The following is a 14,706-nucleotide window of genomic DNA, read 5'->3' on the forward strand; positions in this document are numbered from 1 at the left end:
TGACCCTGCGCCGCCCGCTTTATTTTCAGGGTACATCCTTGCGGATCGTTTACGGGAAAATCTTTGCGTTATATAAGGAGGTATGCCTCGTCATGATTTATCATATCTGCCGCAGGGGAGAAGCGGAAAAGGCGTTCGCCGCCGGCGTCTACGCGCCGGACTCGCTTCAAACCGAAGGATTTATTCATTTCTCGACCGCCGCGCAGGTCGTCAGCGTCGCCAATCGTTTCTACGCGGCGGACCCGGATCTGGTCCTGCTGACCGTTGACGATACGAACGCGGAGAATTCCGGGAAAGTTAAATTTGAAGCCGTTCCGGACAGCGATCAGGCCTTCCCGCATTATTACGGCCCGCTTCCGATGGATCGGGTCCTGAGCGTTCTCGATCTTCCTCTGGACGCGGAGGCCGGGTTCCTGCTTCCGGAGGGGCTGACTGTCGGGAGCGGCGCCGGGGACCCGGGGCGCGGCTGGCGCGTCGTTATCGACTCGATCCTGGATCAGGTCCGTCTCGCGATCGCTCCGGACCAGCTCCTCTATCGAATCGCGCAGGAGACGGAAACCGGGTACCGCTTCGGCGATATCGATGTCGATTTTTCTCTTTACCGGACGGTTAACGTTTTGGCGATCGGAAAAGCGGCGCGGCGGATGGCGTCGGCGCTGGGGAACCTGATCGAAGAGCGGATCGACGCCGGACTGATCGTATCGAAAACGCCGTTCGAAATGGGCGAATTCCCGCCGAAATACCGCTGTTTCGTCGGGAGCCATCCCGATCCGACGGAAGCGTCGGTCCTTGCGGGAGAGGCTGTTCTCGAATTTGCGGGGGCGCTGAACGAGAAGGACCTCCTGATCGTCCTGATTTCCGGCGGCGGGTCGTCGCTGGCGGTCGCGCCGGCGAAAGGGGTATCGCTCGCGGAAATTCGTGAGCTGAACCGTAGGCTGCTTGCGTCGGGAGCGTCGATTCATGAAATTAACGAAACGCGGAAACGGGTCGACCGGCTTAAGGGCGGCGGCGTTGCCCGTGCCGCAGGCGGGGCGCGGATCCTCAACCTGATTCTTTCGGACGTGATCGGGAACGATCTTGCGACGATCGCTTCCGGCCCGACAGTTTTAGCGAAGGAAGACGGCGGGGCGAGGATCGAATCGCTGATGATCGGGGACGTCGGAACGGCGATCGACGCGGCGGCGAAAACCGCTCTCGGATTCGGTTTCGAAATCGTTCGCGTCGACGAGCCGATATCAGGCGAAGCGCGCGAGGTCGGGAAAGCGTTCGCCGAGCGGATCCGCTCCGTTCGGTCGGAACGCGAACCGGGTTCGAGACCGGTCCTGATCCTGCGCGGCGGCGAATCGACGGTGACGCTGCGCGGGGATGGGTTCGGAGGGCGGAATTTGGAAACGGCGCTGGGCGCTGTCGAAACGCTTTCGGGGCTTTCAGGCGTCGCGCTCGTCACGTTCGCGACCGATGGGGAAGACGGCCCGACCGACGCCGCCGGCGCGATCGTGACCGGCGATACGGCCCGGCCTGGCGTCGCGGCGGGCCTGAAGCTTTCGGAGGCGCTGGAAAGGAATGATTCGTATCGGTATTTTGAAGCGGCCGGCGGCCTGATCCGGATCGGATCGACTGGGTCGAACGTGAACGATCTGCTGATGGGGTTTATTTTCTGAAACCTGGCGGTCATTCTTCTGAATCGCGACGCGCGTCGGATTTTCGCCGGCAGGACGATCGCGAAAACCGCATGTTTCCGGTTCGGAATGCTATAATTCCGGGAGGCTACGAACGATTTAAGAAAGGATCGAAAACAATGTCGGTTTATGAGACTGGAAAATGGGACTTAGGGGATTTATTCAGCGGGATTGAAGCGGACGACTTTAAGAATGCGCTGAAGGAGGTCGACGATCGCGTCAAGGAAATCGAGGGATGGCGCGGTAAGCTGGACGATTCGACGACGAACGCAGCGTTTCGCGAGCTGCTGGGGAAGATCGAGGCGATGGAAACGCTGGTGATGCGGATTTATTCGTTTGTGAACCTGATGTTCACTGCCGATTCGCAGGATCAGAAGATTATCGCGATGGTCGGGCGGATCGACGCGCTTCTCGCGGAGATTCAGAATAAAACGGTTTTCATGTCGCTCTGGTGGAAGAATCTTTCCGACGGCGTCGCCGCGGATCATCTGGCCGCGCTCCCGGAGTATCGTTACTATCTGACCAAAATGCGTCAGACAAAGCCGTACACGCTCAGCGAAAGCGAAGAAAAAATTATCGCGACGAAGAATGTCTCCGGCGCGGGCGCGATGCAGAACCTGTACAGCATGATTACCAATCGCTATACGTTTGAGCTGGAGGTCGACGGTGAGAAGAAAACGATGACCCGCGGCGAAATTTCGCAATATTTCCGCGATCCGGATCCGGACGTTCGCCGGCGCGCGTATGAGGAGCTGTATCGGGTTTACGCGAAGGACAGCGCGATTCTGACGCAGATTTATCAGGCGCTCGTCCGCGACTGGGACAGCGAAGGGCTGACGATCCGCGGGTATGAAACGGCGATGAGCGTCCGCAACGTTGAAAACGACATCCCGGGCGAGGTGGTTGATCTGCTGCTCGCGAAGGCGCAGGAGAATAAAGGGGTTTTCCAGCGTTATTTCCGGCTGAAGGCGAAGCTGCTCGGGCTGGAAGGGATGCGCCGGTCGGATCTCTACGCTCCGTCCGAAGAAACGAAGAAGCGGTACAGCTTTGACGAAGCGGTTCGCATGGTCCAGGCGGCGTTCGACGGCTTCGATCCGGAATTCAAGCAGAAAGCGATGCGCGTGTTTAACGATCGTCATATCGACAGCGAAATCCGCGCCGGGAAACGGGACGGAGCGTTCTGCTGGACGGTTTGTCCGGATCTGACGCCGTACGTTCAGGTCAATTATCAGGGAAAGCTGGAAGACGTTTCGACGCTGGCGCATGAGCTCGGACATGCGATTCATTCGATGATGGCCGAGAAGCAGAATATTTTCCAGCAGCATGCCTGCCTGCCGCTGGCGGAAACGGCGTCTACGTTTTGCGAGATGGTGCTTTCGGATTATCTCATGGCGCATGAGACGGATAAGCTGGTCCGGCGGACGCTGCTGATGACGTCGATGGACGGGAATTATGCGACGATCCAGCGTCAGGCTTATTTCGCCCTTTTCGAACGCGACGCGCATGCGCTGATCCGCGAGGGCGCGGACACGGACGCGCTGAACGAGCTGTACATGAAGAATTTACAGGATCAGTTTGGCGATTCGCTCGATGTGAACGCTGAATTTAAGGGCGAATGGACCGTCATTCCGCATATTTTCTACACGCCGTTCTACGTTTACGCTTACTCATTCGGACAATTGCTGGTGCTGAGCCTGTTCAAGGCGTATAAGGAAGAGGGAAAATCGTTTATCCCGCGCATGAAGCAGCTGCTGGCGACGGGCGGATCGCTTGCGCCGGAAGGTGTATTGAAAAAAGCGGGCTTCGATTTCCGCGATCCTGCGTTCTGGCAGGGTGGGTTCGATATCCTTTCCGATATCGTTGATCAGATCGAAGCGTTAAGTAAATAGACCGGGCAATGGATTCGGCCTCGAAGGCGGAACGCTCCGGAGTTCCGCCTTTTTGTGGGACGACTCCCATTAATCTGGCGTTTCCCTGTCGGAAAACGGCGAGGCATGATAGAATAAACCGGTTATAAAAACGCATGCCCCTGAATCGAACGGCAGCGTGCGGCGGGGTCTCCCGCCGTCGCCGGACGAAGCGAAGGGGGCAGAGGAAAAAACGCTAAGGAGTCAGTTTTTATGTCGAACGTCATTTCAATGAAGGCTTTACTGGAAAGCGGCGTCCATTTCGGGCACCGCACGAATAAATGGAATCCGGCGATGAAACCGTATATTTTTACGGAACGCAACGGTATCCATATTCTCGATTTACAGCAGACGGCGAAGAGTATCAACACGGCGTACGCGCTCGTTCGCGATACTGTCAAAAGCGGTCAGAACGTTCTTTTCGTCGGAACGAAGCGCCAGGCGCAGGAAACGATTAAGGATGAAGCGATGCGCTGCGGGATGCCTTACGTTACCGAACGCTGGCTGGGCGGTACGCTGACGAACTGGGACACGATTTCATCCCGGATCGGCGAGCTCGACCGGCTTGAGAAGCTGGTTTCGAGCGGCGAGGTCAATAAGCTGACGAAGAAGGAAGGACTGCTGATCGAGCGTGAAATCCAGCGGCTGAACCTGCGGCTGGGCGGCCTGCGGACGATTCACAGCATTCCCGGAATGCTGATCGTGGTTGACGTGATGCGCGAGGATACCGCGATTCATGAAGCGAACCTGACGGGAATCCCGGTCGTCGCGCTCGTTGATACGAACTGCGATCCGGGGAACGTCGATTACGTGATCCCGTCGAACGACGACGCGATCCGCGCGATCAAGCTGATTATCGGACGTCTCGCCGACGCGGTTATCGAAGGCAAAGCGCTGCGCGACGAAGGCGACATGGGCGATTTCGGATTTGCGCCGAGCGCCGCGTATGAAAAAGAGTCTTTCATGTCGGGCGAAGAGCTGGCGGAAGAGGACCTTTTGAGCGATAACCTGCTTGCAAAGATCAGCGAGAAGAAAACCAGCGAAGAATCTGACGAAAGCGAAGGGGAAGAGTAAAATGGCGATTTCGATTGATATGATCAAGGAATTACGTGAAAGCACGGGGGCGGGGATTTTAGAGTGCCGCAAGGCGTTGGAGAACGCGAACGGCGACATGAAAGCGGCGCTGGACTTTTTACGCGAAAAAGGGTTGGCGACGGCGAAAAAACGCTCCGCTCGCGTTGCGTCGGAAGGCGTTGTTGAAGTCTATTCGCATGGCGGAGGTCGGGTCGGCGTTCTGGTTGAGCTGAATTGCGAAACCGACTTCGTCGGCCGGTCGGAAGCGTTCCGAACGCTGGCGCATGAAATCGCGCTTCAGGTCGCTGCGACGTCGCCGCTGTATATTTCGGAAGAGGATATTCCCGCCGACGTCCTGGAGCACGAGGAAAAGATTGCCACGGCGAAGGCCCGGGAAGAGGGAAAGAAGGAAGCGATTATTCCGAAGATCGTCGAGGGCTCGATCAAAAAATATAAGGATGAGTTCGTGCTGCTGAACCAGACGTACGTCCGCGACGAGAGCGTCACGATTCAGGACCTGATCAATCAGAATATTGCGTCGATGGGAGAGAACGTCATCGTCCGCCGCTTCGCCCGCTTCGGGTTGGGGGAGACGACGGAGACGGCTGAGGAAGAAGCGTAAGGCTGTCTTTTACGATGCGAATCCGCTCTGAATAAGGGCGGATTTTTTTATGGCCGGGAACTGCTGCTGGGATATTCGGCGCGGAGGAGGTTCTTGTGTGAATGAAACGGATCTTCTCCGCTTTCCCGCGTTCGCTTATAATCAACGTATCAAATTAAGTCGGAAGGGGATTCGGATGACAGGGTTACAGTATCAACGCGTCCTGATCAAGCTCAGTGGAGAAGCGCTCTCTACCAACGGTAAGCTGGGGATCGACCCGCCGTCGGCGTTGGAAATCGCGACGAAGATTAAACAGCTGTATGAGACAGGGGCGCAGATCGCGATCGTGATTGGCGGCGGCAATCTCTGGCGCGGACGGATCGGGATCGAAGTCGGGATGGACCAGCCGACAGCCGATTATATGGGAATGCTGGCGACGGTGATGAATTCGCTGGTCCTGATGGATTCGCTGGAGAAGATCGGCGTTGTGACCCGCGTTCAGACGGCTATTTCAATGCCGACGATCGCGGAGCCCTATATTCGCCGCCGCGCGATCCGGCATATCGAAAAGGGGCGGGTCGTTATTTTCGGCGGCGGGACCGGGAACCCTCTCTGCACGACGGATACGGCCGCGGCGCAACGGGCGATCGAGATTAACGCCGCCCTGCTCATCAAGGCGACCAAGGTCGACGGGGTTTACGATTCCGATCCGAAGCGAAATCCGAACGCGAAAAGGTACGAACGGATCAGCTATATGGACGTGCTGTCGAAAAGGCTGGGCGTGATGGATTCGACCGCAATTTCGATGTGCATGGATTATAAGATGCCGATGATGATTCTCAATTTCTGGGACGATGACGCGCTGATCCGCGCGGTTCATGGCGAGACGGTCGGGACGATCGTCGTTCCTTAAAGAGCCTGGTATGACGAGCGACGGGGCGACCTTTCCGACTATCGACACTCTCCGTGCGATGAACGCGACGGAGCTTCTAAGCTTAGGGCGGAAACTTTCAACGCATAAGGCGCCGGTTTCCGGTGGACGACCGATCCGGATCGCGCTGACCGGCGGAGGGAATCTTTCCTATCTTGGGCTGGCGCTGGCGCCGTTTTTTATCAGCGCCGGCTTCGATCCCCGTCTTTACGTCAGTCCCTACGGCGGATTTCATCGCGAAGTTTACGACGACGCGTCTCCGCTCGTTCAGTCTGCGCCCGACGTCGTTCTCGTCGTTGAATATTGGCGCGATACCGCTGTATTCCAGCCCGACCTGAGCGCTTCTGCGGGGGAAACCGCTGAAATTATCGAGCGGATCGTCGCCGAGCGGATCGCGATTTTATCAAAGCTGCAGGAACGAACCGGCGCGCCGGTTTTCCTGAGCGAGATCGTAACGCCGGACCGACGCGCCGACGGATTTTTCGCGATGAACCGGCCGGCTGGCTTGACGCGGTTTTTACGCGAGGTGAGCCGGCTGACGGCGGAACGAAAACCGGACGCGATTCGGATGATCGATTTGGACGAGGCCGCCGCCGCGTTCGGGAAGAAAGACTGGTTCGACGACGCGGCGTGGTTCTTATCGAAACAGCCGTTGGCTCTGTCAGCGCTCCCAGCCGCCGCGTGGGCGCTCAGCGCTCCGATTCTGAACGCGTTCGGCGTCGTTCGGAAATGCCTGGTTCTCGATTTGGACCAGACGCTCTGGGGCGGGGTCGTCGGCGACGACGGGCTTTTCGGAATCCGGCTTGAACCGAACGACGCGGTCGGCGAAGCTTACCTCGATTTTCAGCGAACGATCCTGAAATATTATCAGCGCGGGGTCCTGTTGGCGGTCTGCTCTAAGAATAACGACGCAACCGCGCGGGAGGTTTTCGAAAAACATCCTTACTGCCTCCTCAAGCTGGATCATTTTGCCGCTTTTTACGCGAATTGGAATTCCAAAGCGGAGAACCTGAAGCGGATCGCCGCCGATTTGAATATCGGAACGGACGCGATCGTCTTTTTTGACGATAATCCGGTTGAACGCGATCTCGTTCGGCGCGCGCTTCCGGAGGCGGCGGTCGTCGACGTTCCGGACGACCCGGCGGAATACAGCGTTGCGCTCGATCAGGCGCGGCTGTTTGACTGGGTGACGCTGACGAAGGAGGATCTCGTTCGAAACGAAACGTTCGCCGCGGATCGGAAGCGCGAGACGCTTAAATTGTCCGTGAACGACTATCAGGCGTACCTCCGCGATTTGGAAATGCGCGCCGCGTTCGGTCCGGCCGCGGATCCGGAGCGGGAGCGGTTTATTCAGCTTTTCAATAAAACGAATCAGTTCAACCTGAGAACGGAGCGGATTCAGCCGGAAGATTATGATCGGTTCAGCGACGAGCCGGGAACGTCGCTGCTTGCCGTGAGATTGAAGGACCGGTTCAGCGATTATGGGATGATTTCCGCGCTGATCGTTCGAATGGGAGATGAAACGGACGGCGCTCCTGGTTTCGACGAAAAAACGTTAAGAATCGACGGCTGGGTGATGAGCTGCCGCGTGTTTAATCGCGGGCTGGAGGCGTTTATCCTCGCGCGGCTGCGGAAAATCGCGTTAGCGGCCGGTATCCGCTATATCATCGCGCTGTTCCGCCCGACGGCGAAGAACGATTACCTGAAGCGTGTCCTTCCAGCGCTGGGGTTTGAGACGATCGGCGAGACCGGCGGGATGACGCGGTATGCGTACGACTGCCGGCGGGAAGATGAACCGGAGACGACGATCGAAGATGAAGATGAAAAAGAGCGTCATCCCGGACTTTAATGGATTGGAAGAATGGATAGAAAACGATGAGCAAACGGATTTGGGATTGGTACGCGCCGGTATATGAATTCTTCATGCCTATGGACGAGAAGGTTTTCCCGGGGATGTACGCGCGAGTTCCGGAAGTCATTCGCGGAAAAGACGTGCTGGAAATTGCGACGGGGCCAGGAACGTTGGCGAAGCGCATTGCGCCGGCGGCCGGGAAATTTATCGCGACGGACTATTCCGAAGGCATGATCAAAACGGCGAGGAAAGGGAAATATGCCACGAACCTGACGTTCGAGATCGCCGACGCGACCGATTTACCGTATGGTGAAGGAGAGTTTGACGTGGTCGTGATCGCGAACGCGCTGCATATAATGCCCGATCCTGTCAAAGCGTTGAGAGAGATCGACCGCGTTTTGAGGCCGGCTGGAATTCTGATCGCGCCGAATTTTATTCAAACCGGGCAGGCCGGAAAAACTCGAATCTGGACGAGGTTGCTGAAACTGTTTGGAATCAGGTTTGAACGTCAATGGACGCCGGATACGTATCCGGCGTTCCTGGCTGAGAACGGCTGGAAGGTTGTTTACAGCGAAGTGATGCCGGCGCGGGTGACGATGATGTATACCGAATGTATCAGGGCGAAAGAGGCGGGCGCGGCGGCGGAGGAAAATCCGAACGAGTCAGGAAAGGCGGGATATGCGCGAAGCGAACCTGAAAAGGATTGAAGCGATTTTTCGAACGGTCCTGGATGATCCGGGGCTGCGGATTGACGAGGATTCTTCGCCGGAAACGGTCGCGGACTGGGATTCGTTTGCGAATATTCAGCTTTTAGCGGCGGTCGAAGAAGCGTTCCAGGTCAAGTTTACGGTTTCGGAAGCGCTCGAGCTTCGGACGGTTCTGGATATTCTCTGCGCGGTTGAGAGAAAAACGACCTGACCGCATACGAAAATAACCCGACAAACGGGAAAAGTTTCACTGGTCATCGAGCCTGAAATTCGGTACGCTTATCTTGTTCAGTATGTTTTCGATTCGGGAAAAAGGAGGCGTGATGAAACTCAGGGAACGCGAAGCCGGAATCCGGGAGGATATTCTCCTGATTTCGGAATTCTTCGAGACGTTTGGAACCCGCGGCACGTCCGGTATCACGACGAAACAGCTTCGATTGCTGGAGATGATTGCTGCGTTTTCGCCGGATCGGCTGACGCTCTCGGCTTTGGCGGAGGCGGCGGGGAGCACCCGGCAGAATATCAAAAAGATGACGCTTCTTTTAGAAAGGGGCGGATGGGTCCGAATTCAGAAGGATGAAAAGGATCAGCGGATCCTGCGGATCGGCATAACGGAGAGCGGAAAGAATGCACTGGGGTGGGCCGCTGCCGGGCGGCTGGAGAACCTGGAGGAAGCTTTCGCCGGTCTGGACGAAAAAACGTTAAAGGCGGTCGCGAAAGCGCTGGCGCGCGTGAAAAAAAACTGTCAGCGTGCGGGACGGGTGAAAAGCGTTTAGTATGGAATTGAGACAAATCAACCTGATTGTCCCCATATCGTTTCTTATGAATATCGCCACCCCCGATCAGATATTCCACGCATTAGTACGTGCCTGAAGATCCCAGAGCCGGCGATAAGCCCCACCCTCCCTGATCAGCGCCTCATGCGTTCCGGTTTCCTGAACACGCCCGTCCTGATTCAAGACGATAATTTGCTGCGCATTCTTGATAGGCGAAAGCTTATGCGCCACCACAAACACCGTTTTCTCTCGAATCAGCGCATTGATCGCCTCCTGGATCAGGAGCTCATTTTCCGAATCGATATTCACCGTCGCTTCGTCCAGCAGGATGATCGGCGCGTCCTTGAGCAGCGCACGGGCGATCGCGATCCGTTGGCGTTCCCCGCCGGAGAGCGTTACGCCGCCCTCCCCGATCACTGTCTGGTATCCATTCGCCATTTTTTCGATAAACTCGTGACAGTGCGCTTTTTTGGCTGCTTCCCGGATATCCGCAAAAGCAGCGTTCGGATTTCCAAAACGAAGGTTGGCTTCGATTGTGTTATGGAAAAGATATACCTTCTGAAAAATAAAACTGATATTCCTCAGGACAACATCGCTTCTCATCCTGCGAACGTCCACGCCGCCGATCTCAACAGTTCCACTTTTCGCGTCATGGAAACGGGCGATGAGAGAAAGCAAGGTGCTTTTTCCGCTCCCGGAAGGACCAACAATTGCCGTCAACGTTTTTTCTGGAGCGTAAAAGTCGATTCCCGTCAGGACTTGCTTTTCGCCATAAGAAAACGAGACGTTTCGAAACCTGATATCAAAAGCAGCAGGCGTAATCGATCCCCCTTGTTTGTCCATATCTGGGGTCTCCAATACCGTTTCCATACGATGGATGCATTCGTTCATCAAGCGCAAAATTCCAGAGGTCATGCCTAACGTTTCCATTGGGGCATAAACCGAAAAGGCAATAATCACAAGAAGGAGTGTTTTTTCCAAAGGAAGACTGCCGTCTGAAAAAAAGAACGCGACGGCGAACAGGATCACAGCGGTAAACAAATTGAAAATTACGAAATACAGCGTCATATACGGCATTCCGGCCATTTCAAAATCATAAGAGGTCATTTCCAGATTTTTCAGGACGCCTTCCAATCTTTTTTTCTGGATACCCGTGATTCGGAAAGCCTTAACGACATAGATCCCATGTAGATACTCCAGCATGACGGAGGACGTCGCCGCATGAGCAGTCTGACGTTCTTTTGATTTTCTTTGATAAATCTGTTGTGTCTGATGATGAACCAGGATAGCGAACGGGTAAGCCAAAAGAGCCAACAACGCGATTCGGAAATCCAATATCAACAACGTAAGCATTAAAAGAACGATGCTGATCATTGCGCTGATGATTTTCGAAAGGAAAGACATCGCCATACCTTCTACGAAAACAAGATCATCGTTAACAACGGAAGATAATTCGCCGGCGTCGGTATCATGATAAAAACTCATGGGAAGATGAAGAAGTTTTTCTCCCAGTGCCAAACGTTGGTTGCAGACCATTTCATACCCGGCGCCGCTCTGTAGCCTGTACTCCAGCAACTTGAAAATAAATCTTAAAACGAGAGAACATAGCAGGAAAAGCGCGACCCAGATGATACGCTTCATTCGAATATCTCCTGCCAAATACCAGCGAAAGGAGAAGAACATGAACAGCAAGGAAAGGCTCGGCATGACGCTTTCCAGGAACCCGACCGCAAAGGAAAGAAGCAGCTTGCTCTTCGTTTTCCCCGACAGGCGCAGAATTCTGCGGATGATGTCTAACATTGGACGCCCCTGTTCGTCATTAGCGCCCAGTTTTCTGATTCTTTGTATGCGCTGAACAGCGATTGATAGGTCGGACAGTCTTTCAGCAGTGCTGAATGCGTTTCCTGCGCGATAACCTTGCCGCCGCTGATGACCAGGATGCTGTTGAGATGTATAATCGTGCGGATCCGGTGCGCTATGACAATGAGGGTCTTCCCTTTAGCGAGGGCGCTGATCGCCGCTTGGAGATGCTCCTCGCAATCTGGATCGATATTCGCCGTCGCTTCATCCAGAACAAGAATCGGCGCGTCCTTCAAAATCGCCCGCGCAATCGCGATCCGCTGCCGTTCTCCGCCGGAAAGCCGGCAGCCGTCATCTCCGACCAAGGTGTCGTAGCCCTGTTCTTTCTCCATGATGAAATCATGGCATCTCGCTGCTTTAGCCGCGGCGATAATTTCCGCGTTTGTTGCGTCTTGTTTTCCGATTCGGATATTATCCGCAATAGAAATATTAAAAAGAAAGGTGTCCTGGAAAACGAAGCTGACGATTTTCATCAGAGTATCCATCGAAAAATCATGGATATTCACCCCGCCGATCTGTATACTGCCGCTCCGGACGTCCCAGAACCGGCAGAGCAATTTGGCGATTGTGGATTTTCCGCCTCCGCTTTCGCCAACGATCGCCAATGAGCTTCCTTCTTTGACCGTAAAGGAAACGTCCTTCAATACATCCGTAGCGCCGTCATAGCTGAAAAACACTTGCTGAAACCGAATCTCTTTATCCGCGGGAACGGTCGTTTGCGAACCTTCGGTGAGCTCTGGTTCGGAGAGGATACGGTAGATATTCTGTTCCGCCGTTGCGACCATCGTGATGCTGTCCGCGAATTGCGCCAGCTTGATCAGCGGCGCGGCGAAGCTCAGCGAGACCAGCAAGAACAGGGTAAAGGTAGAAAAGGACAGGCTTTCGCGGTCAATCAGATAAAGTCCGAATGGGAGAACGGTAACGAATGATGACTGGATCAGCACAAAATAGGCGCTCATATATGGCCAGGAAGCTTTGAACCAATCTAGGACGTATTTTTTATAGGCGTAAACCGCCTCGCGGAACCTGATTAGAGAGCTTTCGCCTTGATTAAATGTCTTGATCTCCTTCATCCCGTTGACATACTCGACAACGACCGCGTTCATGAAGTCGACCGAATCATAATATCGGCGCATCTTCTCTTTGCTGCCGCGCATCATCAGAAGATAGAACAACACCGCAAACGAAACGCAGAAAAGCAGCGCCAACGTCATGCGCCAGTCGATCAAAAACAGATATACAGTGACCGCAAACGGAACCAGCGCGCTGGAGACGGTTTCTGGGATATTATGCGCCAGAAACCGTTCCAGTTCCTCGACGTCATTTTCCATAACCTTTTTAATCACTCCAGTATCCCGATCCAGAACGTAGCCAAGTGGCAGTCTCGTCAGCTTATGGGCAAGCCGCATCCGCGTATGATACAGGATCCGATACGCCGCTTTATGCGAAAGAGTCGTCGACGCAATGAACAGCAGCGATTTCGCGCTCAGGCTTATTCCGATGAAGCAGGCATATCGGTAGAGCTTGATCCTTGACGGAGCCTCTGCGATGAGTTGGGTGAGAAAATCTCGGACCAGGAAATAGGGGATGATCCCGGCTGTCACGCTGAAAACAGCCAGTACGATGCACAAAACCATATGCCATTTATACGCGCCGGCTATCGTAAAAAGCCGTTGAATACTTTTATGCATGCCTCATCCCTTTCTGAACGGACTTCTTATTTAAGTACGATCTTGTTGATATAGCAGGTCGACGGATCGTTGGCGAAGACAATGCTTTCGATTTTATCGCTGTTGAAAGCCGCGATCTCGCGCATTCCGGAGACAGGAACGTTGATTGCCGCTTCCTGCAAGGTGGTCAGAATATAGGTATAGGCGTCTTGAATGACGCTTTCGTCCGCTGTTGTCAGCATGGCGCCGATTTTCTCATCAATCTCCGCTTTTTTGTCCAGCCCCTGCTGGGCCGTGTAATCCAGCGCATAGTCCAGCATGGCTGCGATAAAAACCTGGGGATCCTGCGGAAAACCGTAGGTATCGTTTACGGAAATGTCAAATTCTCCGGAATAGCCCAACTCAAACCAGGTATTCGTTTCATACGCCAAAACGTTAACCTCTATGCCGATCTGAGCCATCTGTCCCTTGAAGGCCATTAAGATCTGTTGATCAAGGGCGTGCTCGCTCATGCAGATCGCCTCAAGCGTAAGGCGCTTTCCGTCTTTAACGCGGATCCCATCCTCGCCGATTTCATTCCATCCAGCCTCTTCCAAGAGCTTTACGGCGAGCTCGGGATCATAGGGATAGACTGTCTGCTCAACGTCACAAAAAGGGAGCGTTTTCGGGAAGAGCGTATCCGCTTGACGCTCCATTCCATGGAGAACCGTGCTAACGATCTGTTCCTTATGGGTTCCATGCTGAATCGCTTTTCGCACACGCGCATCCTCCAGGAGATTCCCCGACGTATTGAGCAGCAGGTTTCTCGTTGCGTAAACGGCTTGCGACTGCGTAGTTTCGATCCCCTCCTGAGCCGTAAGCGTTTCGTACATGTCATACGTCAGTTGCGCGCTTCCATACAATAAATCTATTTCCTTATTTTGAAGCGCCAACATGCGAGCGTCTTCATCCTCGATCAGTTTTACGGTGAAATTATCCGGGCCATGGCTCTCCCCCCAGTATTCCGCATTGCGGGAGAATTGATAAGAGACTCTTTCCGTATAGTTTCTCGCTTCGATTTTGTAGGGACCCGTCCCAGCCGTAGCCGTGACCGTCCCGTATGGCGTCGCCCCATTTTCGAACAGTTTCGGCGAAAGAATTCCGAATACCGCGGCGCTGAGCTCTTCCAAAACAGCATAATAAGGCTGGCTATAATGAAAACGGACGGTATATTCATCAACGACTTCGATTTCGGTCATTCGAGAAATCGCGCCATAATACGATATGCTGTCCATCATGTGCGTCTGAAGTCCCTCAAAATTCGTCTTCACCGCTTCTGCGTTAAATGGCTCGCTATCGGTAAATTTCACATTTTTCCGCAGATGAAAGGTCCACGTCTCACCGTCCTTTTCCCAGCTTTCCGCCAGAACCGGAACGGGCTTCCCGTCTTCATAGTCTACCAGCGTTTCATAGACCATCTTATAGTAATGAAGGAATCCTTGCCCTTCAATCGCACCCAACGGATCGAAAGTAGAAAACGTCCCCGATTCCCCAATGATAATGGCCTTCCGATTGCGTTCAGTATTCGATGAACTGCACGCAGTGATCGATAGAATTACCAGAATAGATAGGAACATCGCCCAAAAACATTGAACACTCTTTTTCATGAT

General features: G+C 54.3%; 11 protein-coding genes. 8 read left to right on the forward strand and 3 right to left on the reverse strand.

The features are described from left to right. Positions 1 to 38: 38 nt before the first annotated feature. The 8 genes from BEQ56_01625 to BEQ56_01660 all read left to right on the forward strand — a co-directional run bounded on the left by BEQ56_01625 (position 39) and on the right by BEQ56_01660 (position 9,527). Positions 39 to 1,661 carry a hypothetical protein gene (locus BEQ56_01625; protein AOH42293.1) on the forward strand — a complete coding sequence of 541 codons (1,623 nt, stop codon included), beginning with the start codon at positions 39 to 41 and terminating at the stop codon, positions 1,659 to 1,661. A 137-nt stretch (positions 1,662 to 1,798) separates the two neighbouring features. Beyond that, the gene (locus tag BEQ56_01630) at positions 1,799 to 3,568 is read left to right on the forward strand and encodes an oligoendopeptidase F (GenBank protein AOH42294.1); all 1,770 of its coding nucleotides are present in this window, start codon (positions 1,799 to 1,801) and stop codon (positions 3,566 to 3,568) included. 231 nt (positions 3,569 to 3,799) lie between these two features. Then, positions 3,800 to 4,660, forward strand: a complete 861-nt coding sequence (locus BEQ56_01635) for a 30S ribosomal protein S2 (protein ID AOH42295.1) — start codon at positions 3,800 to 3,802, stop codon at positions 4,658 to 4,660. A gap of 1 nt (position 4,661) precedes the next feature. After that, positions 4,662 to 5,282 (forward strand): translation elongation factor Ts, encoded by a 621-nt coding sequence (locus tag BEQ56_01640; GenBank protein ID AOH42296.1) that lies wholly within the window; start codon positions 4,662 to 4,664, stop codon positions 5,280 to 5,282. A gap of 175 nt (positions 5,283 to 5,457) precedes the next feature. Continuing rightward, complete coding sequence (locus tag BEQ56_01645; GenBank protein AOH44352.1) at positions 5,458 to 6,174, forward strand: UMP kinase; 717 nt, start codon at positions 5,458 to 5,460, stop codon at positions 6,172 to 6,174. A gap of 10 nt (positions 6,175 to 6,184) precedes the next feature. Next, positions 6,185 to 8,041 (forward strand): hypothetical protein, encoded by a 1,857-nt coding sequence (locus BEQ56_01650; protein ID AOH42297.1) that lies wholly within the window; start codon positions 6,185 to 6,187, stop codon positions 8,039 to 8,041. Between the two features lie 26 nt (positions 8,042 to 8,067). Beyond that, a complete protein-coding gene (locus tag BEQ56_01655) occupies positions 8,068 to 8,751 on the forward strand; it encodes a methyltransferase type 11 (GenBank protein AOH42298.1) in 684 nt (227 codons plus the stop codon). A gap of 323 nt (positions 8,752 to 9,074) precedes the next feature. Further along, positions 9,075 to 9,527, forward strand: a complete 453-nt coding sequence (locus BEQ56_01660) for a hypothetical protein (GenBank protein AOH42299.1) — start codon at positions 9,075 to 9,077, stop codon at positions 9,525 to 9,527. Positions 9,528 to 9,593: 66 nt separating this feature from the next. On the opposite strand, the gene BEQ56_01665 is transcribed toward BEQ56_01660, so the two are convergent. Genes BEQ56_01665 through BEQ56_01675 form a run of 3 tightly spaced genes read right to left on the reverse strand, consistent with a single transcriptional unit; the run spans position 9,594 to position 14,703 of the window. Next, positions 9,594 to 11,327 carry a hypothetical protein gene (locus BEQ56_01665; protein AOH42300.1) on the reverse strand — a complete coding sequence of 578 codons (1,734 nt, stop codon included), beginning with the start codon at positions 11,325 to 11,327 and terminating at the stop codon, positions 9,594 to 9,596. Beyond that, on the reverse strand, positions 11,321 to 13,078 hold the full coding sequence (locus BEQ56_01670; protein AOH42301.1) for a hypothetical protein: 1,758 nt from the start codon (positions 13,076 to 13,078) through the stop codon (positions 11,321 to 11,323). The genes BEQ56_01665 and BEQ56_01670 overlap by 7 nt, the downstream gene beginning before the upstream one ends. A gap of 26 nt (positions 13,079 to 13,104) precedes the next feature. After that, the gene (locus BEQ56_01675) at positions 13,105 to 14,703 is read right to left on the reverse strand and encodes an ABC transporter substrate-binding protein (protein AOH44353.1); all 1,599 of its coding nucleotides are present in this window, start codon (positions 14,701 to 14,703) and stop codon (positions 13,105 to 13,107) included. Positions 14,704 to 14,706: the final 3 nt, after the last annotated feature.

It is taken from the genome of Anaerolineaceae bacterium oral taxon 439 (assembly GCA_001717545.1).
Lineage (GTDB): Bacteria > Chloroflexota > Anaerolineae > Anaerolineales > Anaerolineaceae > Flexilinea.